General features: G+C 70.6%; 21 protein-coding genes. 18 read left to right on the top strand and 3 right to left on the bottom strand.

Translation table 11 applies throughout. The features are described 5' to 3' along the window. Window positions 1–60 precede the first annotated feature (60 nt). Window positions 61–882, bottom strand: coding sequence for a 2-oxo-hept-4-ene-1,7-dioate hydratase (gene hpaH / locus F603_RS0113835; RefSeq protein ID WP_019546601.1), 822 nt, complete (start codon window positions 880–882; stop codon window positions 61–63). 7 nt (window positions 883–889) lie between these two features. Further along, on the bottom strand, window positions 890–1,768 hold the full coding sequence (locus tag F603_RS0113830; RefSeq protein ID WP_019546600.1) for an alpha/beta fold hydrolase: 879 nt from the start codon (window positions 1,766–1,768) through the stop codon (window positions 890–892). Window positions 1,769–2,070: 302 nt separating this feature from the next. On the opposite strand from F603_RS0113830, the gene F603_RS32120 reads away from it, so the two are divergent. From F603_RS32120 to F603_RS32110, 18 genes are all read left to right on the top strand, one after another. Beyond that, a complete protein-coding gene (locus tag F603_RS32120) occupies window positions 2,071–2,343 on the top strand; it encodes a hypothetical protein (protein WP_211231079.1) in 273 nt (90 codons plus the stop codon). Then, on the top strand, window positions 2,340–3,500 hold the full coding sequence (locus F603_RS0113820; RefSeq protein ID WP_019546598.1) for a thiolase family protein: 1,161 nt from the start codon (window positions 2,340–2,342) through the stop codon (window positions 3,498–3,500). Before F603_RS32120 ends, F603_RS0113820 begins: the two co-directional genes overlap by 4 nt. Further along, entirely contained in the window at window positions 3,497–3,964 is a 468-nt protein-coding gene (locus tag F603_RS0113815; RefSeq protein ID WP_019546597.1) for a Zn-ribbon domain-containing OB-fold protein, read from the top strand. The genes F603_RS0113820 and F603_RS0113815 overlap by 4 nt, the downstream gene beginning before the upstream one ends. Next, complete coding sequence (locus tag F603_RS0113810; protein ID WP_019546596.1) at window positions 3,961–5,271, top strand: aromatic ring-hydroxylating oxygenase subunit alpha; 1,311 nt, start codon at window positions 3,961–3,963, stop codon at window positions 5,269–5,271. Before F603_RS0113815 ends, F603_RS0113810 begins: the two co-directional genes overlap by 4 nt. After that, window positions 5,268–5,792 carry an aromatic-ring-hydroxylating dioxygenase subunit beta gene (locus F603_RS0113805; protein ID WP_019546595.1) on the top strand — a complete coding sequence of 175 codons (525 nt, stop codon included), beginning with the start codon at window positions 5,268–5,270 and terminating at the stop codon, window positions 5,790–5,792. Before F603_RS0113810 ends, F603_RS0113805 begins: the two co-directional genes overlap by 4 nt. A 54-nt stretch (window positions 5,793–5,846) precedes the next feature. Next, window positions 5,847–7,385: a class I adenylate-forming enzyme family protein gene (locus F603_RS0113800; protein WP_019546594.1), complete on the top strand. Its 1,539-nt coding sequence runs from the start codon at window positions 5,847–5,849 to the stop codon at window positions 7,383–7,385. Window positions 7,386–7,499: 114 nt separating this feature from the next. Further along, window positions 7,500–8,282 carry an enoyl-CoA hydratase/isomerase family protein gene (locus tag F603_RS0113795; protein ID WP_019546593.1) on the top strand — a complete coding sequence of 261 codons (783 nt, stop codon included), beginning with the start codon at window positions 7,500–7,502 and terminating at the stop codon, window positions 8,280–8,282. Window positions 8,283–8,347: 65 nt separating this feature from the next. After that, entirely contained in the window at window positions 8,348–9,838 is a 1,491-nt protein-coding gene (locus F603_RS0113790) for an aldehyde dehydrogenase (protein WP_019546592.1), read from the top strand. A gap of 23 nt (window positions 9,839–9,861) precedes the next feature. Further along, the gene (locus F603_RS0113785) at window positions 9,862–11,076 is read left to right on the top strand and encodes a thiolase family protein (RefSeq protein ID WP_019546591.1); all 1,215 of its coding nucleotides are present in this window, start codon (window positions 9,862–9,864) and stop codon (window positions 11,074–11,076) included. A gap of 123 nt (window positions 11,077–11,199) precedes the next feature. Further along, entirely contained in the window at window positions 11,200–12,066 is an 867-nt protein-coding gene (locus F603_RS0113780; RefSeq protein ID WP_019546590.1) for an alpha/beta fold hydrolase, read from the top strand. A 2-nt stretch (window positions 12,067–12,068) separates the two neighbouring features. Beyond that, window positions 12,069–14,021: a 2-oxoacid:acceptor oxidoreductase subunit alpha gene (locus F603_RS0113775; protein WP_019546589.1), complete on the top strand. Its 1,953-nt coding sequence runs from the start codon at window positions 12,069–12,071 to the stop codon at window positions 14,019–14,021. A 59-nt stretch (window positions 14,022–14,080) separates the two neighbouring features. Then, window positions 14,081–15,157, top strand: a complete 1,077-nt coding sequence (locus tag F603_RS0113770) for a 2-oxoacid:ferredoxin oxidoreductase subunit beta (RefSeq protein WP_019546588.1) — start codon at window positions 14,081–14,083, stop codon at window positions 15,155–15,157. Between the two features lie 10 nt (window positions 15,158–15,167). After that, on the top strand, window positions 15,168–15,758 hold the full coding sequence (locus tag F603_RS0113765) for a flavin reductase family protein (protein ID WP_019546587.1): 591 nt from the start codon (window positions 15,168–15,170) through the stop codon (window positions 15,756–15,758). Further along, complete coding sequence (locus tag F603_RS0113760; RefSeq protein WP_019546586.1) at window positions 15,755–16,948, top strand: acyl-CoA dehydrogenase family protein; 1,194 nt, start codon at window positions 15,755–15,757, stop codon at window positions 16,946–16,948. The genes F603_RS0113765 and F603_RS0113760 overlap by 4 nt, the downstream gene beginning before the upstream one ends. Window positions 16,949–16,964: 16 nt before the next feature. Further along, window positions 16,965–17,882, top strand: coding sequence for an LLM class F420-dependent oxidoreductase (locus F603_RS0113755; protein WP_019546585.1), 918 nt, complete (start codon window positions 16,965–16,967; stop codon window positions 17,880–17,882). 94 nt (window positions 17,883–17,976) lie between these two features. Then, window positions 17,977–19,242 (top strand): class I adenylate-forming enzyme family protein, encoded by a 1,266-nt coding sequence (locus tag F603_RS32115; protein ID WP_211231078.1) that lies wholly within the window; start codon window positions 17,977–17,979, stop codon window positions 19,240–19,242. 10 nt (window positions 19,243–19,252) lie between these two features. Then, window positions 19,253–19,522 carry an AMP-binding enzyme gene (locus F603_RS35565; protein ID WP_211231077.1) on the top strand — a complete coding sequence of 90 codons (270 nt, stop codon included), beginning with the start codon at window positions 19,253–19,255 and terminating at the stop codon, window positions 19,520–19,522. Window positions 19,523–19,734: 212 nt separating this feature from the next. Then, window positions 19,735–21,087 carry a TetR/AcrR family transcriptional regulator gene (locus F603_RS32110; protein WP_078503657.1) on the top strand — a complete coding sequence of 451 codons (1,353 nt, stop codon included), beginning with the start codon at window positions 19,735–19,737 and terminating at the stop codon, window positions 21,085–21,087. Window positions 21,088–21,189: 102 nt separating this feature from the next. Here F603_RS32110 and F603_RS0113740 read toward each other — a convergent pair whose 3' ends face one another. Then, window positions 21,190–23,325 (bottom strand): acyl-CoA dehydrogenase family protein, encoded by a 2,136-nt coding sequence (locus tag F603_RS0113740; RefSeq protein WP_026328395.1) that lies wholly within the window; start codon window positions 23,323–23,325, stop codon window positions 21,190–21,192. Between the last annotated feature and the right edge of the window lie 408 nt (window positions 23,326–23,733).

Here is a 23,733-nt window from a genome sequence, read left to right as displayed (position 1 = left end):
GGTCCACGGCGGTCGGGTCTGGTGCGGCGCGTGCCCGTGCGGGCCGCGGGAGGCGGCGGGTTACGTCCCCGCCGCTGCCTGGGCGAAGTGGCAGGAGACGGTGCCGAGTGGGCCGTAGTCGGCGACGAAGGTATCGCCAGGATCGGCGTGCACTGGTTTGGTGAAGGAGCCTGCGAGGATCACCTCGCCGGCGTGCAGCCGGTCGCCGTGCGGTGCCAGGCGGTCCGCGAGCCAGGCGACCCCGTTCGCGGGGTGGTTGAGGACCGCGGCGGCGACGCCGGACTCCTCGACGGTGGCGTTCCGCATCAGCAGGGCGGAGACCCAGCGCAGGTCGATCTCCAGTGGGCGCACCACGCGTCCGCCCAGGACCAGGCCGGCGTCGGCCGCGTTGTCCGCGATGGTGTCGACGATGGTGCGCAGGTGTCCGGTCTCCGGGTCGCTCATCTGCACCCGGGCGTCGAGGATCTCCAGCGCGGGGGTGACGAACTCGGTGGCCCGCAGCACCTCGTAGAGCGTGGTGCCGGGGCCGTCGAGATCGCGGCCGAGGATGAAGGCAAGCTCGACCTCGACCCGCGGGCGGATGAAGCGCCCGTGCTCGACCGTGCCGCCGTCGTCCACCAGCATGTCCGTGAAGAGCACGCCGTAGTCGGGCTCGTCGATGGAGACCGCGCGCTGCATCACCTTCGAGGTGAGGCCGATCTTCCGGCCGCGTACTCGACGACCGGCGGCCACATGGCGTGCGACCACGGCGCGCTGCACCGCGTAGGCGTCCTCGACCGTCATCTCCGGGTACTGCAAGGAGAGTTGGGGTATGGGCACGCCGCTCCGCTCGGCTTCGTGGAGCCTGGCGGCGGCGTCCTCGATCGCGGTGTCGCTCAGCACTGGCCGCTCATTTCCGCAGGAACGTCAGCGCTGCCCGGTTGAAGCTCTCCGGGTCCTCGAAGTGCGGCCAGTGCCGTACCTCCGGCATCTCGAAAACCTCGGACTCAGGGATGAGGCGCGAGACCGTCCTGGCCGTGCTCTGGTACTCGCCGTGGTCCTTGCCGGAGGCCACCACCATCGTGGGCGCCTGGATCCCCGCCCAGTCCCGCTCGGGGATGAGGTTGCGGTCGCGTGCTTCGGGGTCCTGGAGGACCAGCAGGTGGTCGATGGTGTCCCGGGTGTCCGCACGCTGGTAGATCGCCTGCCGCAGCGCGATGAGATCGGGCAGCCGGTTGTCCTCGTCGGCGATGAGGTGCTCGAAGACCTTGCGGATCGACTCCCAACTCGGGTCGTTGACGGCCGCGGTGCGCTCTCTGCGGATGCGGGCCATGTTGGAGGCAGTGGCGATCAGCCCGGCGGGGGACATGAGGATCATCCGGCGGACGCGGTGGGGGTGGTGCACGGCGGTCGCCGCGCAGACCCAGGCTCCGAGGGACATCCCGATCAGATGGGCGCGGTCCATGCCGAAGTGGCCCATGACCGCTTGGACTTGGCGCACGTAGACGTCGATCTCGTAGTCGTGGTCGGGCTTTTCGGAGAATCCGTTGCCGACCATGTCGATCGCCACACAGTGGAAGTGCTCACTCAGGGCTTGGAGGGTCGGTGCGAAGGTCTCCCAGTGGCCGCCCGTGCCGTGCAGCATCAGGACGGGAGGGGCGTCCCGCGGACCGGCCTCGGCGTATCGCGTGCGGACGCCGTCGACCTCCACGTAGCCCTGTGTGAACTCCAGTTCCCTGAGGTAGGTCCAGATGCTGCGGTAGGAGCCGGGCTCTTCTGTCGTGGTCACGTGTCTCTCCGTCCTCGTCGTCACCGAGCTCCGAAGGTCGCGCCGTGCTCGGAGTGTTAGGTCAGAAATGACCCTGGCGTCTACATCATGACTGAGCCATATGCTCGGTATGAACAGGTAAGGAGCTAGGAATCTACTCGGTGACGAGGTTGTCATAAACCATTGTTTCTGACACTGGCATACGCTATGACTATGGGGGACCGCCCGTCGGTTGGCAAGCGCCGACGGGACGGATCCAGCAACCGGCCGATCGACGGGACGGGGCGAGGATGCCGATGTCCGAACAACCGCGTGCGGCTCGCGTGAGACGCAGTCGACTCGCCGAGCTCGGCAACGAGTTCGCCGTGGTACACATCAGCCTGGACGAATCAGGGAACGGTCCCAGGCTGTTGGTGGAGGACGCCGAGACCGGCGACCACATCTTCCTCACTCCGCTGGAGCTCGCCAGCCTCTGCCTGGCAACACCGCAGGACCGTACCGACTGGCTGCGGGTGGGCGCCTACCGCGACGAGCGCCGGGACCGCTCGGTCGACGGTCACGCGTCCGAGACGCACGCCCCTGGAGAGCAGGCGTGAGCGCGCCGCGCGAGGCCGCTCTCGTCGGGCTCGGTATGACGCGCATGTCACTCACCCCCGGTGCCTCGCCGCTCGAACTCGCCTGCGTCGCAGTCGGGGCGGCGCTCGCCGACGCGCGTACCGAACACGCTGCTGTGGACGGCCTGTTGGTCGGCTCCAGCCAGGGCGTGCGCCCCGACCGGCTGGGCGTCGCCTTCGCACTCCAGGGCGGCTTCGGCGATCTGCGGCTACTCGAGCACGTGGAGATCAAGGGCGCGACGACCCTCGCGATGCTCCAACGCGCCCGAACCGCGGTCGAGTCGGGCACCGCGCGCACCGTCGTCTGCGTCTTCGCCGACGCGCCGCTCGCCACGGGCAAGGGCGCGGGATCGAGCTACGCGCACAGCGGCGGGCGCACCGGCACGCGGGGGCTGGAGCGGGCCTCGGGCCTGCTCGGCTCCGTGCCGACGTACGCGCTCCTCGCCCAGCGTTGGCTGCACACCACGGGGAACAGCCCCCACGCCCTGTGCACCGTCGCGACGACCCAGCGGCGTTGGGCGGAGGGGAATCCGTACGCGGTGGCGCGGGCGCCGCTCGCCGAAGAGGAGTACTACGCCAGCCCGTTGATCAGCGACCCGTTGCGCCGCCTGGACTGCGCCCGACCGGTCAACGGTGCTGTCGCGGTGGTCGTCAGCGCCGATCCTGGCGTCGGGCACCCGGTGCGGATCGCCGTTCGCGGCGCCGGCCGCGACCACCCCGTGCGGCGCCGCAGGGCAGGTGCGGAGTCCTGGTTCGGCGGCGGGCGCAGGGCCGTCGACGACGCCCTGACCGAGGCCCGCATGAAGCGTGCGGATCTGGACACGGCGCAGCTCTACGACCCGTTCTCGCTCGTGACCCTGCTCCTGCTCGAGGAGTACGGGCTCTGCGGTGCCGAACGGGTGGACGAGTTCGTAGGCTCCGGCGCCACCGGGCCGGGCGGCACGCTGCCGACCAACACCGGTGGCGGCCAGCTCTCCGGGTTCTATCTGCAGGGAATGACGCCGCTCGCCGAAGCCGTGGTGCAACTGCGGGAAGAGGGCGGGGCGCGTCAGGTGCCGGGCGCCGGTACCGCGTTGGTCAGCGGGATGGGTGGCCGCGCCGACCACCACGCCGCGATGGTCCTAGAGCGTGCCGCATGAACGACACCCGGGCTCGGGCGGAAGCGGACTGGCTCGTCGACGAGCAACTCGCCCCGCTCGCCGAGGAGGAGCCGCTCGCTCCGCTCTACCGAGCGGCGGACGCGGGCGAGTTGGCCTTGCCGCGCTGTGCCGCCTGCCGGCTCCCGTTCGAGCTGGAGCAGCGGGTCTGCGACGGTTGCGGCGGCATCGGGGCGCGCTGGGAGTCGGTCGAGCCGTACGGGACCGTGCACGCGGTCACCGTGATGCATCGGCTGGAGTCGGGCCTGGTGCGTACGGCGGAGCCGTATCCGCTGCTCGACGTCGAGACCCGCAGCGGCCATCGGTTGATCATGACCACGGTGCGGCTCCCGGAGTCCGTGCCGCGTATCGGCGACCCGGTGGCGATCGGCTTCCGCCGCGTCGGCGGGGTGGCGGTTCCCGCCGCTTCGCTCCCCGTCCGCAACGAGACAAAGGAGCGCTCATGACAGCAGTCGAAACCGACCCGCGGCAGGACGCGGGTGTGACGGAGGGCTTCGACGTCGGCCGCGTCGTACAGCCCGACCGGGTGCACGGCTCGGTCTACACCTCGCCGGAGATCTTCCAGCGGGAGATGGACACGATCTTCCGGACCGGCTGGGTCTACGTGGCACACGACAGCGAGGTGTCTGAGAAGGGCGACTACCTGACGCGGCGCGTCGGCAGCGACCCGGTCATTGTGGTGCGCGGCAAGGACGGTCGCATCCGGGTGCTGCTCAACCGGTGCAGCCATCGGGCCAACCGCCTGTGCAACGCTCCGCAGGGCAACGCCGGTTCGTTCCGCTGCCCCTACCACGGCTGGACCTTCAGCAACGACGGATCGCTCACGGCGGTGCCGATGCGTACCGGCTACGGGGAGGCGTTTCGGCAGGTCCGCGAGGACCTGGCGCTCGCCGAGGCGCCGCGGGTGGACAGCTACGGGGGCTTCGTCTTCGCCTCGCTCTCCCCGGAGGGCCCCTCGCTCGCCGAGCACCTCGGGCGTGCGACGAGGGCGATCGACCGGCTGCTGGCGCTCTCTCCCACCGGCACCCTCGACCTGCGCTCCGGCTGGATGAAGCACCTCCACAGGGCCAACTGGAAGATGGTGGTGGAGAACAACGTCGACGGGTACCACGCGCTCTTCACCCACGCCTCGGTCTACGACGCCGTGCGCAGGGCCAAGGTCTCCCACGTCCCGAGCAAGGTCGACGTGGTGGTGCGGGACCTCGGACAGGGCCATTCGGAGATCGACTACTCGGCCGAGTACCGCAAACTCGACGAGGAGTTCGTCTGGTACGGCCGCGCTCCGCGCGAGAAGCTCCCGGAGTACGTCGCGGCCATGGAGGAGGCGTACGGGCCCGAGCAGGCGCACGACGCACTCGTCGTCGGTCCGCCGCACACGCTGATCTGGCCGAACCTCTTCCTCGCCGAGATGAGCGTGATGTACGTCGAGCCGGTCGCGCCCGACGAGACCGTCGCCTACACCGGGATCTCCGCCATGCCGGGCCAGGACCGGTTCAACGAACGCACGCTGCGCCGCGCAGAGGGCGCGATGGGTCCGGCCGGCTTCCTGATCGCCGACGACGGCGAGATCGGCATGCGCAACCAGGCCGGACTCGCCGCTCACGACCCCGAATGGCTCGTCCTGGCACGCGGGTTGGAGACGGACATCGAGGACGACACCGGAATCGTCAACGCCGACAAGAGTGCCGAGACGCCGCAGCGAGGGTTCTACCGCCGCTGGGCCGACGTCGTAGGACAGGAGACGCGAGGGTGACCACGACCGACCACACCGGGCAGGACACCCAGCAGCCGGCCGCTCCGCAGCCGTTGCCGCCGGTCGACCCGCAGATTGCCGCCTTCCTCTACCTTGAGGCCCGCCTGGCCGACGAGGGGCGCTACTCCGAGTGGGAGCAGCTGTGGGCTGAGGACGCGCTCTACTGGGTGCCCTTCCACCCGGACGACGACCCCAGGAGAACGCTCTCCTACATCAACGACAACAGGCGGCGTATCCACAGCCGGGTGGCTCAGCTGAACACCGGCAACAGGCATGCGCAGACGCCGCCTTCGGTGATGCGGCGGCTGCTGAGCAACATGGAGCTGCTGGCGCAGGAGGGCGACACCGTGAGCGTCGGGTCGAACTTCGCCCTCTTCGAGTACCGGAACCAGCAGCGGATCTGGGCGGGCCGGGTGCTCCACACGGTGCGGCAGGGCCCCGGCGGCTACTCGCTGGTCTCCAAGATCGTTCACCTGACCAATGCGCAGGGGCCGGTGGAGACTCTGGCCTTCCTGATCTGACCTGATCTGACCTGATCCGAACTGCCCGGAATCCCTGAGGACTTGTGAGGAATCGTGCTCGTCGGTGACATCACGCGGAACAACGCGCGGCGCTTCCCGGCCAAACCCGCGCTGATCGAGGGTGACCGCGTCCACACCTGGCCTGTCGTGGACGACAGGGCCTGCCGGCTTGGCAACCATTTGCACGCCAGCGGCCTGACCAAGGGCGACCGGGTGCTGGTCGTCTCCCGCAACGCCATCGAGTGGCCGGAGATCATCTACGGTCTCGCCAAGGCCGGTCTCGTGGCGGTGCCCGTCAACGTACGGCTCGCCGCCGACGAACTGCTCCACATCCGGGAGGACTCCGGCGCTCGCGCCGCCCTCGTCCACCCGGAACAGTTGCAGCGGTTCGGTGCGGCTCTGGAGGGGCTCGACCTGCTCCTCGAACTCGGCCAGGAGTACGAGACCGCCCTGCGGGAGGCGTCCGACACCGACCCGACACCCAAGGACCTGACCCCCGACGACATGCAGTTCATCCTCTACACCAGCGGTACGACGGGCCGCTCCAAGGGGGTGGTCAACACCCACCGCGGGATGCTCAACCAGGTCCGGGACACCACCATCGTCACCGAGAGCGGTCGCTCCGATGTCTTCCTCGCCACCACGCCCTTCTTCACGGCCGGCGGCATGGTGCGCACCCTCTCCTGGACGTACCTCGGGCAGACGATGGTGATCCACAAGCGCTTCGACCCCCGGGCCGTGCTCGACGAGATCGAACGCAGCCGTGTCACCTTCACCACGTTCATCCCCACGATGCTCCAGCGCACCCTCCGCCTGCTGGAAGAGGAGCCGGAGCGCGACACCTCCAGCCTGCGCCGGATCAGCTACGGCTCCGCGCCGGTCCCTCCGGGGCTCGCCAAGGAGGCGATGGAGCGGCTCGGTTGCGACCTCCAGCAGCGCTACGGGCTGACCGAGTGCGGTGGGCAGGCCACGATCCTCACGCCCCAGGACCACCGGGAGATCGTCGCCGGCCGCTCCTCGCTCGCCACCTCCTGCGGGCAGGAGACGCCGATGTGCGAGATACGCATCGTCGACCCGGAGGGCGAGGAGCTTCCTCCGGGGGAGGTGGGCGAGATCGTCATCCGCAGCGACGCCAACGCCGCCGGCTACTGGAACCGTCCCGAGCAGAGCGCACGGACCTTCCGTTCGGACGGCCTGTGGTCGGGAGACCTGGGCTATCTCGACGAGGACAGGTACCTCCACATCACGGGCCGGAAGACGGAGATGATCATCTCCGGCGGTTTCAACGTCTACCCCGCTGAGATCGAACGGGTCATCGGCGCGCACGGCGACGTCGGCATGGTCGCCGTGGTGGGGGTGCCCGACCCGGAGTGGGGCGAGACGCCGGTGGCCGTCGTGGTGCCGGCGGCACCCGCGGAGAAGGTCGACACGGCGGCACTCACCGCCGAGTTGACCGAGCTGTGCCGTGCCGAGCTGGCCGGCTACAAGCAGCCGCGGCGTTTCGAGTACCGCACCGAGTTCCCCCTGGGGCCCGCTGGCAAGATCCTCAAACGCCTGCTGGCCGAGGAGCTCGGGCCCGCGGCGGCTCGGTGAGCGCGGAGCGCCCGCATGCCCGGCCGGAGGCGGAGTCGGCCTGGTGCCCTGTTGCGAGTACGGGTAGGCGGCAGCACCCAACGCCGGGTATCCGTACCGAAGTCTGGAGAAGAGATGACCGCCCCCGAGTTCTCGACGATCGAGCTCACTGTCGACGCGCACGTCGCGACACTCACCCTGAACCGCCCCGAGCGGCTCAACTGCTTCAACGAGAAGATGGCGACCGAGGTCGCCGAAGCATGGGCCCTGGTGCGCGACGACGACGACATACACGCCGCGGTGCTGCGCGCCAACGGCGAGCGCGCCTTCTGTAGTGGTGTCGATCTCAGTGACGGCCCGTGGTGGACCCATCTGAGCGTCTGGAACCAGGAGGATCCGGGGGCGATGCTCGGACCCAAGCACCACCGGGTCTGGAAGCCCGTGGTCTGCGCCGTGCACGGAATGGTCGCGGGCGGTGCGATGTACTTCGTCAACGAGTCCGACATCGTGATCAGTTCGCCCGAAGCGAGCTTCTTCGACCCGCACCTCAACGGCGGCATCGTCTCCTCGCTCGAGCCGATGGGCATGCTCGCCCGCGGGGTGCCTCTCGGTGACGTCATGCGCTGGGCCCTCGTCGGCAGCGAGGAGCGGATCACCGCGGCGACCGCACTGCGGATCGGCCTGGTCACGGAGGTCACCGAACCCGGCGAACTGTGGTCAACCGCCGGGGCGCTGGCGGCCGAGATCGCCGCACGCAGGCCGGAAGCCGTACAGGGCACGGTGCGTGCGATCTGGGAGTCGCGGGAGATGTCTCCGACGATGGCGCAGCGCAACGGCCTCTCCTACACACAGATCGGAAACGCGGGCGCGGGTCTCACCGACGCCAGGGCGAACAAGCGCCCCCCGCGCTTTCGTTGACCACTGGGCCGCGCGGTCCGACCACCGCGACGCCGAACCCCGCAACCGAGGACCGAGGGAGAGCCATGAACGCTGTGGAGTCAGCGGAGCTCAGCAGCTTCCGCATGCTGATCGGCGGAGTCGAGACCGACGCCGTGTCGGGGCGTACCTACCGCAGCCTCGACCCCTACACCGGGCAGCCGTGGGCCGAGGTCCCGGACTGCGGCGGAGCGGACGTGGACGCCGCGGTGCGGGCCGCCAGGCAGGCGCTCGACGGCGAGTGGGGCCGGATGAGCGGCGGCGAGCGCGGCAGGCTCCTGTGGCAGCTCGCCGACGTCATCGCCGAAGAAGCCGACGACCTCGCAGAGCTGGAGGTCCGCGACGGCGGCAAGCTGCTGCGGGAGATGTCCGGACAGATGGCCGGACTACCCGAGTACTACCGGTACTTCGCAGGGCTCGCCGACAAGGTGCAGGGCGAGGCGATCCCCACGGGCAAGCAGGAGTACTTCGTCTACACCCGGCACGAGCCGGTGGGCGTGGTGGGTGCGATCACCCCGTGGAACTCGCCGCTGCTCCTGCTGACCTGGAAGTTGGCCGCCGGGCTCGCCGCCGGCTGCACTTTCGTGGTGAAGCCGAGCGATCACACCCCGGCCTCCACCGCCGCGTTCGCCCGGCTCTTCACGAAGGCCGGCTTCCCGCCCGGCGTCGTCAATGTCGTCACCGGCTGGGGCCCGGAGACCGGGGCCGCCCTCTCCTCGCACCCGGACGTCGACCGGATCGCCTTCACCGGCTCCACCGCCACCGGCGTCGAGGTCGGAGTCTCCGCGGTGCGGAACCTGACCAGGTTCTCGTTGGAGCTGGGCGGCAAGAGCGCCCAAGTAGTCTTCCCCGACGCCGACTTGGACGCCGCCGCCAATGGCGTGATCGCGGGCATCTTCGCCGCCACCGGGCAGACCTGTCTCGCCGGCTCCCGGCTCCTCGTCCACGAGGCCGTCGCCGAGGAGTTGGTGGCCAAGGTTGTCGCGCGGGCCGAGTCGATCAGGCTCGGCGATCCGCACGATCCCGCGACCGAGATGGGGCCCGTCTCCAACGAGCCCCAGTACCGCAAGGTGCTCTCGCACCTGGAGTCAGCTCGCGCGGAAGGCGCCACGGTGGCCTGCGGCGGCGTGCCAGAACCGGAGTTGGGCGGCTACTTCGTACGGCCCACGGTCCTCACTGACGTCACCCGGCAGATGCGCGCCGTCAGCGAGGAGATCTTCGGGCCCGTCCTCGTCGTGTCGACCTTCGCCGACGAGGAGGAGGCGGTACGCGACGCCAACAGCACCGAGTTCGGGCTCGCCGGGTCGGTGTGGACCAAGGACGTGCACCGGGCGCACCGCGTCGCGGGCCGACTGCGCGCCGGCACCGTCTGGGTCAACGCCTACCGGGCCGTGGCTCCCCAGGTGCCGTTCGGCGGGATGGGTGCGAGCGGCATCGGGCGCGAGAACGGCCGCGCGGCCGTTCGGGACTTCACCGAGACCAAGGCGGTCTGGGTGGAGCTGAGCGGACAGACCAGGGACCCCTTCACGCTCGGCTGACGCCGACCAGTTCAGGAGCGCAGATGTTGCTACCAGGAACAGAGACGCCGGTCATCGCCGCCGGTGCCAGGACCGCCATCGGGCGGGCCTTCAAGGGGAGCCTGCGGGATACCACCGCGATGGAGCTCGCCGAGGTCGTCGTCGAGGAGGTGCGGCGCCGCTCGGGCCTCGCCCCGGCCCTCGTCGACGACGTCATCCTCGCCGAGTCCAACTACGGCGGCGGGGACATCGCACGGCACGCCGCAGTGACCGCCGGCATGCCGCAGGTACCGGGGCAGGCAGTGAACCGGCACTGTGCCGGCAGCCTCACCGCCGTCGGCAACGCCGCCGCCGCGATCGCCTCCGGCGCCGAGCGCGCGATCGTCGCGGGCGGCACCCAGTCGAGCTCGACGTCGCCGCTGCAACGGTTCCGGGTGCCCGGCACCGTCGAGGAGTTCGAAGAGGGGTGGATGCCGCCGACGCACCCGGACAGCCCGGCGGCGTCCAACCGCGACATGTCGCTGACCGTCGGCTGGAACACCGCGCAGGAGGTGGGTATTAGCCGTGCGGAGATGGACGCCTGGGCTGCCCGCTCGCACCAGCGCGCCGTCGCCGCGATCGATGCGGGGCGCTTCGAGGAGGAGATCGTGCCCGTGCAGGCTCTCGGGGCGGACGGCTCCCGTGCGGCCTTCACCACCGACGAGCACCCGCGCAGGGGCTCCACCGCCGAGCAGCTCGCCGAACTGCGGGTGCTGCACCCGGAGATCGAGGGCTTCTCGATCACGGCGGGGAACGCGGCGGGCATCAACGATGCGGCGGCGGCCGTGATGGTGGTCGGCGGCTCCTTCGCCCGGGAACAGGGGCTGACCCCGCTGGCGCGGGTGCCGGCGTGGGCCTCGACCGCCATCGAGCCCGCGCGTACCGGGCTCGCGGTGCTCGACGTGATCCCCAAAGTGCTGCACCGCGCGGGCTTGGAGATCGGCGATGTCGCGCTCTGGGAGATCAACGAGGCGTTCGCCTCGGTGCCCGTGGCCGCCTGTAAGAAACTCGGGATCGACGAGGCGCGCGTCAACACGTCGGGCAGCGGCTGCAGTCTCGGCCACCCGGTGGCGGCCTCCGGTGCGCGGATGATCGTCACCCTCGTGCACGAGCTGCGCCGGCGCGGCGGCGGGCGCGGTGTCGCCGCGATGTGCGCCGGCGGCGGCCAGGCGGGAGCCGTGGTGGTCGAGGTCCCCAGCGACGGGCGGCCCGCCGTATGACACCCGTGAGGCACGGCATCGGAGCCCGACCGCCCCTGGCCGCAGGCTCGGACGGGGAGGCCCCCGGAGGAGGTGACGTCGGTGCGGCCTGACCACCGAAACGTCGAATTGCCCGGAGACGGAGTGCAGTTGGCGGCCGATGTCTGGACGCCGCCCGCGCGGGCCCCGCTGGGAGTCGTCCTGCTGCTGCACGGCGGCGGGCAGACCCGGCACTCGTGGCACGGCACCGGCAGGCGGCTCGCCTCGTCCGGCTGGGTCGCGGTCTCGATGGACCTGCGCGGCCACGGCGACAGCGAGTGGGCACCCGACGGCGACTACACCACCGGCGCCCACCTGGAGGACCTGCTCTCGGTCGTCGCACGGCTCAGGGAGACCTGGGGTGGAATCCCCCTCGCCCTCGTCGGGGCCTCGCTCGGCGGCAAGGTGGCGCTGCTGGGGATGGGCGTCGAGCACCGGCTCGCCGAGGCCCTCGTCATGGTGGACATCGCGGTACGGGTGGAGACCGGAGGCAGCCGCCGCGTCCAGCGCTTCATGGGGAGTGCACCCGAGGGCTTCGCCTCCCTCCAGGAGGCGTCCGACGCGATCGCCGCCTACAACCCGCACCGACGGCGCTCCGGTTCGCTGGAGGGCCTGAAGAAGAACCTCAGGCTGCGCGAGGGCCGTTGGCACTGGCACTGGGACCCCGCGATGCTCGCCCCCGGCAGGACCGACGACGAACAGGCCGCGCTCGGTGCGGAGATCTACCGTCGCAGTCGGCGCGCCGCCCGCAGCCTCACCTGCCCGGTGATGCTCGTCCGGGGCCTTCAGTCGGACGTCGTCTCGGCCGAGGGGGTCGCCGAGATGCGGGAGTTGATCCCGCACCTGTCCGTCGCCGACGTGCAGGACGTCGGCCACATGGTGGCCGGCGACGACAACGACGTCTTCACCGCGCGGCTGCTCGACTTCCTCGACGAGGCGCTCCCGCGTACGGACTCCAAGGAAGTGAGCTGACCATGGCCGCCCAGCAACCCCCTGCCCCCCGGGGCCCCTCGCACCGAGCCCGCCCCTCCGCACGCGTCGAGAAGCGGGAGCAGGTGGTCATCCGGATCGCCGGCGACTCCGGAGACGGCATGCAGCTCGCCGGGGACCGCTTCACCGCCGAGGCCGCGGCCTTCGGCAACGACCTCGCCACCCAGCCGAACTTCCCGGCCGAGATCCGCGCGCCTCAGGGGACGCTGCCCGGCGTTTCCAGTTTCCAGATCCAGATAGCCGAGTACGACATCCTCACCGCGGGGGACAGGCCGGACGTCCTCGTTGCGATGAACCCCGCCGCGCTGCGCACGAACATCGGCGACCTGCGCCCCGGTGGCATCCTGCTGGTCAACTCCGACGAGTTCGGCAGACGTCACCTCACCAAGGCGGGATACGGCGAGGACCCGCTGCGGACAGCCGAGTTCGAGCAGTACCAGGTACACGAGGTCGCCATGACGACGCTGACTGCCGGCGCCGTCGAGCCGGCGGGGGTGGGCAAGAAGGACGTGGCCCGCTCCAAGAACATGTTCGCGCTCGGTCTGCTGTGCTGGCTCTACGGACGCGAACTCGCCCTGGCCGAGCGGTTCCTGGCGGAGAAGTTCGCCGCTGAGCCCGACCTCGCGGAGGCGAACACGCTGGCGCTGAAGGCCGGTTGGAACTACGGCGAGACTACGGAGAGCTTCGCCGTCAGTTACCGGGTGGCGCCCGCGGCCCTCCCCAAGGGCACCTATCGGCAGATCACCGGAAGCACCGCCCTCGCCTACGGGCTCCTGGCCGCCGGTGAACTCTCCGGCATGGAGGTCTTCTTCGGCAGCTATCCGATCACTCCGGCCTCGGACATCCTGCACGAGCTGAGCAGGAACCGGCAGCACGGCGTGGTCACCTTCCAGGCGGAGGACGAGATCGCCGCCGTCGGCGCCGCGATCGGCGCCTCTTGGGGCGGGGCGCTCGGGGTCACCAGCACCTCGGGGCCCGGGCTCGCCCTGAAGTCGGAGGGCATCGGACTCGCCGTGATGGCCGAACTCCCCCTCGTCGTCGTCTGCGTGCAGCGCGGCGGCCCCTCGACGGGGCTGCCGACCAAGACCGAGCAGGCCGACCTGTTGCAGGCGCTCTTCGGCCGCAACGGCGAGTCGCCCGTCCCGGTGGTCGCCCCGCAGTCGCCGGGCGACTGCTTCGCCGCCGCCGTGGAGGCGGCCCGTACCGCGGTCACCTACCGCACCCCGGTGCTGCTGCTCTCGGACGGCTCCCTCGCCAACGGCGCCGAGCCCTGGATGGTCCCACGGCTCGCCGAACTCCCGCGCATTCAACCGGACTTCGCGACGGCGCCGCCGTCCGAGGGCGTCGCACACCAGCCCTACGCACGCGACCCGCACACCCTCGCGAGGGAGTGGGCACTCCCCGGTACCCCCGGTCTCGAACACCGGATCGGCGGCCTGGAGAAGTCCGACGGCACGGGGAACATCTCCTACGACCCCGCCAACCACGAGCGCATGACCCGACTGCGCCGCGCCAAGGTAGACGGCGTCCGCGTGCCCGAACTCGCCGTCGACGACCCGGACACGGCCCGGGTGCTGGTGCTCGGCTGGGGCAGTACGTACGGCCCGATCGGCGAGGCGGTGCGCCGACTGCGCGCCGAGGGCCACCGGGTCGCCCGCGCCCACCTGCGCCACCTCAACCCGTTCCCGGAGAACCTCGATGAGATGCTGCGCCGCTACGAGCGGGTGGTGGTGCCCGAGATGAACCTCGGGCAGCTCTCCCTGCTGCTGCGGGGGAGCCACGAGGTGGACGTGCGGCCCGTCACCAAGGTCGCTGGAACGGCCTTCCTCACCGAGGAGTTGGCCGACGCCGTGCGCGAGGAACTGACGGCGAAGGAGCCGACCGCGCGGGAGCGCGACAAGGCCGCCGGGGCCGTGGCCGCCGCGGTCACGCGGTAGCCGGCCGATTCCGAGGGATCGACCGGGCGGACCACAGGCGCAGACAGAAAGAGAGAACCATGGTGTCCACCGTCCCCGAGGCGCCCGTCGCCGGAACCCCACCCGCGGCCGGCGCCCTCGACCTCATACCCCGCAGCGAAGTGCCGCTGAAGGCGAAGGACTTCACCAGCGACCAGGAGGTGCGCTGGTGCCCGGGCTGCGGTGACTACGCCGTACTCGCCACCGTCCGCGCCCTGCTGCCGAAGCTGGGCATCAAGCGGGAGAACATCGCCTTCCTCTCCGGGATCGGGTGCTCCTCGCGGTTCCCTTACTACCTGGAGACCTTCGGCTTCCACTCCATCCACGGCAGGGCGCCGACCCTCGCCACCGGGCTCAGCGTGGCACGTCCCGACCTGTCGGTCTGGGTGGTGACCGGTGACGGAGACGCCCTCTCCATCGGCGGCAACCACCTGATCCACGCGCTGCGTCGCAACGTCGACATGCGCATCCTGCTCTTCAACAACCGCATCTACGGGCTCACCAAGGGCCAGTACTCGCCCACCTCGGAGCAGGGCAAGATCACGAAGTCGACTCCCATGGGCTCTGTCGACGCCCCCTTCAACACACTTTCCCTGGCCCTCGGCGCCGAGGCGAGCTTCGCCGCCAGGGCGCTCGACTCCGATCGGCAGGGCCTCACCGAGGTCCTCTCCGCCGCTGCCGAACACCGCGGCTCCGCCTTCGTCGAGATTCTGCAGGACTGCCCGGTCTTCAACGACGGCTCCTTCGACGTGCTGCGCAAGGAGGAGGCGGGCGACCACCTGATCCCGCTGCGGCACGGGGAGCCGATCGTCTTCGGTGACGACGGCGAGTGGTGCGTCGTGCGGCGCGGCTTCGGCCTACGGGTCGCGGCCACCGCCGAGGTCGCGGCGGCGGACGTGGTGCGGCACGACGCCTACACCGACGATCCGGAGTACGCGTTCGCGCTCGCTCGCCTGAGCGATCAGGAGCTGACCCACACCGTCACCGGCATCGTGCGCGCGGTCGCCAGGCCCACGTACGACGAGTCGGCGCGCGAGCAGACCGCGCAGGCGCGCGGCGCCGGCGACGCGGACTTGCAGCAGACGCTGTACGGCCGGAACACCTGGCACGTCAACTGAGAAGGTAGCCATGACACTTGACCTCGAAGCGGCCGATCGCGTCCTCTCCGGGCTCCGGCCCTTCCCCGTGGCGATCACCACCGTCGACGGCGGCTTCGCCAACGGCCTGGTGTCGCTCTCCGCTGGAGCGGCCAGCATCATCCCCGAGGCGCCCCGGGCCACCATCAGCCTCACCAAGTACAACAGGACCCACGACATGGTCCTGGACTCCGGCATCTTCGTGATGCACCTGCTCAGCGCGGAGGACGCCCAGGTCGATAGCTCGCTCGAAATCCTCAAGACCCTCGGCGGCAGCTCCGGCAGGGACGGGGACAAGCTCTCCCGGCTGCGTACCGAGCCTGGTGTCACCGGAGCCCCCGTCCTGCTCGACGCCCACAGCTACGTGGAAGCCCGGGTCACCGGCACCCTCGACGTCCAGGAGAGCTCGATCTTCGTCGGCGACGTGGTGGCGGCCGAGGTGCTGCACGGTGGCGAGCGACTGCGCATCGGCCCGGCCTGGGGCAAGCTGCCCGAGGAGTGGATAGCCCAGTACGAGGCGAACCACGTGCCGCAGTTGGAGAGCGCCCGAGCCCTCCGGTTCGGTGCACAGGCACGGCGATGACGCGCGACGATCCGCGCCCGCAGCCGGCGCCACCCGAGGAGACGGGGGCCTGGGAGCTGCCGGCCGAGCTGCGCATGCTGCGCGAGACGGTCCGGCGTTTCATGGCCTCCGAGGTGGCGCCCTTGGAAGCGACCCTGCCGCACGACGCGACGGGGCTCCCCGATGAGCTACTGCTGCCGTTGCAGGAGAAGGCGAGGAAGCTGGGCCTGTGGTCCTTGCAGACCCCGGCCGAGTACGGGGGAGCGGGGCTGAGCGTGCTCGGCCAGGCCGTGGTGGCCGAGGAGGCCGCCAAGTGCCGTATGGGGGCGTTCTTTCCGGCTCTCGGGGCCTTCGGAGGCAACCCGCCGAACGTACTGTTCCGGGCAAGCGAGGAGCAGTTCGAGAAATACGCGAGGCCGGTGATCGAGGGGACCGCGAGCAGGACGTACACCGCGATCAGTGAGGCATCGGGCGGCTCCGACCCGGCCCGAGCCATCCAACTGCGGGCCGTGCGCGACGGCGACGACTATCTCCTCAACGGCACCAAGCTGTGGACCAGCCATGCCGAGGGCGCCGACTGGGGAGTGGTCTACGCGCGGACCGGCGAGGGCCGGAACGGCATCTCCTGCTTCGTGGTGGAGAAGGGCACCCCGGGGGTGTCGTTCCGGCCGATCGACGTCATGGCCTCCTTCTCGCCGTTCGAGGTGCACTTCGAGGACGCCCGAATCCCCGCAGCGAACCTGGTGGGCGAGGAGGGCAAGGGCTTCGCGCTCGCGGGGGAGTTCCTGGTGAGGGGGAGGATCCTCTACTCCGCCGCGCCCATCGGCATCGCGCAGACCGCGCTGGCGATGACCGTGGAGTGGGCCAGGGACCGGCAGGTCTTCGGGGGAGCCCTCGCCGACAAGCAGGGCATCCAGTGGATGCTCGTGGACAGCGAGGTCGAACTGCGGGCCGCCCGGCTGCTGATGTACCAGGCGGCCTGGAACGCGGACCTCGGCAAGGACGTCAAGGTGGACGCCTCGATCAGCAAGATGTACGGCACCGAGGTCGCCTGCCGGGTGCTGGACCGGTGCATCCAGGTGCACGGTGCGCTGGGGATGGCCACCGAACTCCCCCTGGAGCGCTGGTTCAGGGATCTGCGAGTCAAGCGGCTCGGCGAGGGGGCGACCGAGGTGCAGCGGGTCGTCGTCGCGCGGGCCATGTTCACGTGAGGGAGGGGCGTCCCGGATGCCACTGAAGTTCAACGTCATGTTCCCGATGCGGGCGGTCAAGCACTACGAGCGCTGGATCGCGGGCCACAGTCTCGGCGAGGTGGCCCGTGCGGTGGAGGACGCCGGGTTCGACGGGATCGCGATGAGCGAGCACCCGTACCCGGACAGGGAGTGGCTCGCGGGCGGCGGGCACCACGCCTTCGACCCGTTCGTGTCACTGAGCATGATGGCCGCCGCCACCACGCGCCTGCGGGTGATCACCTACGTGATGGTCGCCGGATACCGCAGCCCCTACCTGGCAGCGAAGTCCGCCGCCAGCCTCGACCTGCTCTCCGGCGGCCGGCTCACCCTCGGCATGGCCGCCGGCTACCTCAAGTCGGAATTCGAGGCGCTCGGTGCGGACTTCGCCCGCCGGGGCAAGCTCCTCGACGAGGCGATCACGGCGATGCGCGCCACCTGGGCCGGCCAGGAGCACGCAGGGCCGGAGTTCGGTATCGAGGGCCACCTGGCACTGCCAGGCCCGGCTCAGGCCGGCGGCCCGCCGATCTGGGTCGGGGGAAACAGCGCCGCGGCCCGGCGCCGGGTACGTCAACTCGCCGACGGGTGGATGCCGATGGCGCAGTCGGCCGAGATGGCGGAGATCACGCGCACACCGCCCCTCTCCGATCTCGACTCCCTGCGCAGCATGATCGCGGAGCAGAACGAGCACCGGGCAGCGGACGGCAGGCCACCGGCCGACGTCTCCTTCGTGCCGTTCGAGAAGGACCTCCTGCGCAGCGGAGACGTGGGGGAGTTCTGCGACGCGTTGAAGCCGCGGCTCGCCGACTACGAGAAGGCCGGCGTCACTTGGATCACCATCGAACCTGCCAGCCGTAGCTTCGACGCCTTCACAGCGGACCTGACCACCATCGCGGAGCGTCTGCTGCCCCGTTGAGCGCAGCGGGCCTGGCCGTTCCGACAGGCCACCCCCGTGCTTGGCCCTGCACCGGGGTAGCCCCTTGCCGAGCTGTTCCCACCGGAGGCACACCGTGACGTCCCAACGAACCGACGCAGGCCGCCCCGAGCCGCCGTTGCGGGCGACTCCCGCGGTGCTGGGGGAGGCCTTGGCAGCGGCAGCGGAGCAGTACGGCTCGCACGAGGCGTACGTGGACGGTGCCGACCGGCTCACCTTCGCCGCGTGGCACCGTCAAGCCGACGCGGTCGCCGGAGAATTGACCGCGCGCGGCGTGGGCAGCGGCGATGTGGTGGCGTTGATGCTGCCGCCGTCCACTGACTACGCGGTCTGTTACGCGGCAGTGGTCCGGATCGGGGCCGTCGTCACCGGACTCAACACCCGACTCGGCGCCCGCGAGACCTCCGCGATCCTGCGCCGTTGCCGCCCTGCCCTGGTGATCAGGGACGAGGCGGCGCAGCTTCCCGAAGTGCCCCCGGAATTCGCCGTGTTGAAGCGCGGAGAGCTCGCCGCGGCCCGCAGAGGTGGCGGGCGGGCGATGCGCACCGAGGCGGCCCCCGACGACCCCGCCGTAATCATCTGGACCAGCGGGACGACGGGTGAGCCCAAGGGTGCGTGGTACGACCACAGGGGGTTGGCGGCCGCTGTACGTACGGCGGGCGTGATGACCGCGCCCTTCGACCGCCGCCTTGTCGCCACACCGTTCGCCCACGCCGGGTACATGGGAAAGGTCTGGGAGCAGCTCGCCTGGGGGATCACGCTCGTCGTCAGCCCGGTGCCCTGGAAAGCCGCAGAGATGGCCGCACTCCTGGAGCAGGAGCGCATCACTGTCGCCGGTGGGGTGCCCACCCAGTGGGCGAAGCTGCTCGAACAACCAGGCGTCGGGCCGGGAAGCTTCCCCGCGCTGCGGCTCGGCATCTCGGCAACGGCGCCCGCGTCACCCGAACTCCGCGAGCGCGTAGGGGAGTTGCTGGGGACACCGCTGGTGGTGCGGTACGCCATGACAGAGTCGCCCAGCATCTGCGGCACGGAGCCGGCGGATCCGCCGGACGTGCAGTTCCACACCGTCGGACGGCCGCAGGTCGGTCTGCAGGTGACGGTCCTGGACGACGAGGGGAGGGCGCTGCCCGTGGGGGAGACAGGACACATACGTGTGCGCGGTGGTTGCGTGATGCGCGGCTACTGGCGGGACTCTGAGCGTACTGAGGCCGCGTTCGACGAGGCGGGCCGGCTGCGCACGGGCGATGTCGGGCGGCTCACCGGCGGGGGGGGGGAATCTCGTCCTGACCGGCCGCTCGACCGACCTCTACATCCGCGGCGGCTACAACGTCCATCCGCTTGAGGTGGAGAACGTGTTGAGCGCGCACCCGAGGGTCGCGCAGGTTGCCGTGGTGGGCACGCCGGCCCCGGTGATCGGGGAGATCGGGGTGGCGTTCGTAGTGCCGCAGGCGGGGGAAACCCCGCCTGACCTCACCGAGCTGCGCGAGTGGACACAGCGGCGGCTGGCCGACTACAAGTCTCCCGATCTCCTGGAGTTGCTCGACGCACTGCCGTTGACGCCCATGATGAAGGTGGATCACCGCGCGTTGAGGGTGCGTGCCCAAAGCGACAGCGGACCGTAGGCGGAGGTGTCTGCCGCCCCTGTGCCGTTGGGCGAAAATCTGAGGTCAGGGTCACTTCTTCATATCTGTCGTGTCCACTTCTGGAATCTTCGACGGGGGGCCGGGAGCGCTGCAATTCCAAGGACTTCAGGCGTGATCACGCTCCGGCCGCGCGGTCCCGAGCACCGGCCAACGTGAACAAAGGGGCTGTCACACGTCGTACACTGACGCGCGTGTCATCAGAAGAAACGCAGCGCAGGGCGAGCTACGGTCCCAACAGCCCGCAGATTGGCGCAAAAGGCGCCCGGACCCGGCAGCGCATCATCGACGAGACCTTGACGCTCTTCGAGGAGAAGGGTTTTCACGGAACTCTCGTCGACGGCATCGCTGAACGCTCCGGGGTATCCCGTGCGACGCTCTACCAGTACTTCGAGAGCAAGGACGAGATCTTCCGGGAGCTCATGGAGGAGTGCGGCGCCGCCCTGCACCGGGTAGTGCGGCGCCTGGGCCCGCTCGGCCCCACCGAGCAGGGCTTCGACAACCTCCACTGGTGGTTGGGGGAGTGGGCCTGGGTCTTCGACAAGTACGCCACCATGTTCGCCCAGTGGTCGCGGGTCGCGACGGTGAGCGCGGAGGTCAGGCCCCGCGTCGACGTCTTCGTCGAGGGATACGTCGAGCGGATCGAGAAGCGGTTGGCGTCCTCCGGCGTGAGCGACATCAACACCGCACAGGTCGGCACCCTGCTGACGGTGCTCGTTCACCGGTTCAACTTCTACCGCTACCTGGGAGCCGCGTCGGAGCTCTCGGACGAGCAGGCCCTCGACGGTCTCGCCGTCGTCGCCCAGTTGATGCTCTTCCCCGAGACCCCTGACGAGGTCTTCGCCGACATGGATCTGGACGTCGGCCCGGAGGTGAGCGTCGTGCACTGGCCGGCCGGGCCGCCGCCGGAGTTCCCCGACCGCTTCGCCGGGTTGAGCGCACGGGCACGTGCCACCGTGGGTCGCCTTCTCGACTCGGCCTGCCGCGTCTTTCACGCGTACAGCTACCACATGGCCACCATCGACGACGTGGTCGGCGAGGCCGGGGTGGCCCGCGGAACCTTCTACAAGTACTTCACCGACAAGACCGATCTGCTCACCGCCATTGCCGAGGAGGGTGCACGGGTTCTGCCCGAACTGCTCGACCGGCTGGCCGAGGTGGAGCCGGATGATGAGGACGGGCTCCGCGCATGGCTGCGCGAATACGAGTCGATGCAGTCGCGCTACGTCGGCCTCATCCGCTTCTGGCTGGAGGGCCTGCCGTACGACGGCCGGCTCCGAGAGGCCGCCGTGGCGGTCGGACACCACGCCGAGGCCGTCTACCGCGCCTTCCTCGACGGCGCCGAGCGCAGCTACCCCTTCAACGTCACCACCGCCTCCCTCGTACTGGAGGCGCTGCTGGAGCGCGGTCCCGACGGCCTGGCCGACCAGGCCACCTCCGGCGGGCGTGACGATGTGGTCGAGCTGCTGGCCAAGGTTGTCGAGCGCGGACTCGTCAACGACCGGCGGCAGGTCGCCGGTTCAGCGCGCGGCGGCGCCGCGCGCTGAACCGGCCCGGCCGCGGCCCGTAGACGGCGCATCTCCCGTGGACGGTCGCCGCTGCGGGGGCCTGCATGCGGTCGCCTTTCGGCGGGTGGGCGGCCGATTCGGTCAGCGGCGGTCCCGCGGGAGGCCGAGCACGCGCTCGGCGATCTGGTTGCGGCTGATCTCGGAGGTACCGCCGCCGAGCGTGAGGCCCCTGCTGTAGAGCAGCTCCCCGACCACCTCGGGTTCGGCGCCGCCCACTCCGGCCGGGCCCACGAGCGCGAGGGCGAGTTCGGTGGCGCGCTGGGCGTGCTCGGCGGAGAGCAGCTTTCCCACGTTGCCGTCGGTACCGGTGTCCGTCCCCTCGATGGTTCCCTGCACGTGCTTGAGGTTGAGCCGCGCCATCGCCGCCTCTTCGGCGAGGAGTTCGCCGAGACGCTGCCGCAGGGGCGCACCCCGTTGCGGGTGGCGGGCCGCCAGGTCGAGCAGGACCGAGGCGTCGATCCCGCTGCCCCCGTGGCTCGTGCCGATGGTCACCCGTTCGTTGCCGATGGTGGCCCGGGCGACCTTCCAGCCCTCGCCCACCTCGCCCACCACGTCCTCGTCGGGAACGAACACCTCGTCGACGAAGACCTCGTTGAACCGTGAGGCGCCGGTCAGGTCGCGGATCGGACGCACCTCGACGCCCTCCGCCCGCAGGTCGAGGACCATCATCGTCACCCCGGCGTGCTTGGGCGCTGCCGGGTCGGTGCGGACCGTCATCAGGCCGCGGTTGCACTGGAGGGCATCGCTGGTCCAGGTCTTCTGACCGCTGACCAGCCAACCGCCCTCTGTCCTCCGCGCGCTGGTCCGGATGGCGGCTGCGTCCGATCCTGCCCCCGGCTCGCTGAAGAGCTGGCAGAACCGCAGTTCGCCCAGGAGCGCGGGCCACACCCAGCGGTCGAGCTGTCCGGCCGTCCCGTGCTGGACGAGGGTGGGCAGTATCCACGCGCCGATGCCGAGATCGGGTCGGCCGATTCCGTGCAACTCCTCCTCGATGACGAGCTGTTCGACGGGCCCCGCGTCGAGCCCGAAGGGCGGCGGGTAGTGCGGGACGAGGTAGCCGGAGCGGGCGAGTGCACCTCGGCGCTCCCCGGCGGGCAGCGCTTCGAGCTCCTTGCGGAAGGCGGCGGCGCGAGTGCGGAACCCGGCGGCGGAGTCCGGGAGTTCGAGCCGGGGCGCGGCGGTGTGCCCTGCGGCCACCACGTCGTCCGCCGCGCCTGCGCCGTAGAGGGTCTCAAGGGCGAGGGCACGCTTGAGGTACAGGTGTGCGTCGTGCTCCCAGGTGTAGCCGACGCCGCCGTGGATCTGGATGTTCCGGGCCGCGCAGCGGGTGGCGGCCGGTAGCGCCTGGGTGGCGGCGAGCGCGGCCCAGGAAGCGGCGCCGGCCGGCGAGTCGGCGCGCTGCACCGCGCCCCAGGCCGCCGCGGCGGCGAGCTCGGCCGCGACCAGCATGTCGGCGCATTGGTGCTTGACCGCCTGGAAGGCGCCGATCGGCCGGTCGAACTGCTCGCGCGTGAGGGCGTAGTCGCGCGCGGCCACGGTGCAGGCATCGGCGAGGCCGGCGGCTTCCGCGCCGGCGAAGGCACGGGCCAGCCGGACGGCGGTCCTCCGCGCGCCCGGCAGGACAGCCGAGTCGGGAACGGGGACCTCGGAGCAGCGCACAACGCCGACGCGGCGGCTCGGGTCGAGGTCGCCGACGCTCTCCACGGTGAGCTGCGGTGCGGTGCGCTCCAGGACGAGCAGGTCCTCTCCGGCGGAGACGACCAGCAGATCGGCGACGCACGCACCGAGCGCCGCCTCGACCTCGCCGGTGGCCCGGGCCGCACGGCGCACGAGCGTGCCGTCGAGTCCGACGGCCGCCGTGGTGGCGCCGCTCGCGAGTCCGGGGAGCCACCTGCGCCGCTGTTCCTCGGTCCCTGCCTCGTCGATCGCCGCCGAGGCGATCACCGTGGGCAGGAAAGGTCCCGGTGCCACGACGCGCCCCAACTCCTCGGCCACAACGGCGGTTTCGGCGATCCCGAAGCCCTGGCCGCCGAAAGCCTCCGGCAGGTGCAGGCCGAGCCAGCCGAGCTTCTCCAACTGCCCCCAGAACGACGGCAGGGTCTCGGTCTCGGCCTCCGCCGCCGCGCGCGCCAGTCCGGTGCCGCCCTGGGAGGTGAGGAACGCGCGTGCCACCTCCGCCAGGCTCCTGTGGTCTGCGTTGACTGCGAGTGTTGCCATCGAGTGCCCCGGTCCGTGTCGGCTGATGGGTCGGTGCGGTGCGGCCACGGCTGTTCCGCGCGTTGCACCTCGCGGGGGACACGACCGTTCCGCTACGCCTCACCGGCAGCGTATCTGACGGGAACGTCATAGCAACAGGTGTCGTGCGCTCCCCTGTCCTGCCGACGGGATGCGACCTTTGGCGGGGCGGTGGTCGTGTGGGCGGGGCGAGCGTGATCTGTCGAGAGCGGTATGGGCATCGGCTGTCGGGGAGGCGGGTAGGTGTGAGCCAGGACGACGCGGTTCCGCCGAGGCGGGGGCGACGTACGGTCGACCTTGTTCGCGTGACATGGCTCGGCTAGCTTTCTGACGCAATGTTCCTACAGTCGTCCACGAGGACGCCCGCCAGGCCCCATGGGTGCGGGCAGG

Source organism: Streptomyces sulphureus DSM 40104, assembly GCF_000381025.1.
GTDB lineage: Bacteria > Actinomycetota > Actinomycetes > Streptomycetales > Streptomycetaceae > Streptomyces > Streptomyces sulphureus.
The sequence above is the reverse complement of the archived record's forward strand: the minus strand, read 5'-3'. Positions and strand labels throughout refer to the sequence as shown.

Coding starts and splice junctions, on each gene's coding strand:
- F603_RS0113760 (WP_019546586.1), top strand. CDS start 15,755: ATGACGCGCGACGATCCGCGCCCGCAGCCGGCGCCACCCGAGGAGACG.
- F603_RS0113755 (WP_019546585.1), top strand. CDS start 16,965: ATGCCACTGAAGTTCAACGTCATGTTCCCGATGCGGGCGGTCAAGCAC.
- F603_RS0113740 (WP_026328395.1), bottom strand. CDS start 23,325: ATGGCAACACTCGCAGTCAACGCAGACCACAGGAGCCTGGCGGAGGTG.
- F603_RS0113775 (WP_019546589.1), top strand. CDS start 12,069: ATGGCCGCCCAGCAACCCCCTGCCCCCCGGGGCCCCTCGCACCGAGCC.
- F603_RS0113770 (WP_019546588.1), top strand. CDS start 14,081: ATGGTGTCCACCGTCCCCGAGGCGCCCGTCGCCGGAACCCCACCCGCG.
- F603_RS0113790 (WP_019546592.1), top strand. CDS start 8,348: ATGAACGCTGTGGAGTCAGCGGAGCTCAGCAGCTTCCGCATGCTGATC.
- F603_RS0113815 (WP_019546597.1), top strand. CDS start 3,497: ATGAACGACACCCGGGCTCGGGCGGAAGCGGACTGGCTCGTCGACGAG.
- F603_RS0113785 (WP_019546591.1), top strand. CDS start 9,862: ATGTTGCTACCAGGAACAGAGACGCCGGTCATCGCCGCCGGTGCCAGG.
- F603_RS0113765 (WP_019546587.1), top strand. CDS start 15,168: ATGACACTTGACCTCGAAGCGGCCGATCGCGTCCTCTCCGGGCTCCGG.
- F603_RS0113810 (WP_019546596.1), top strand. CDS start 3,961: ATGACAGCAGTCGAAACCGACCCGCGGCAGGACGCGGGTGTGACGGAG.
- F603_RS0113795 (WP_019546593.1), top strand. CDS start 7,500: ATGACCGCCCCCGAGTTCTCGACGATCGAGCTCACTGTCGACGCGCAC.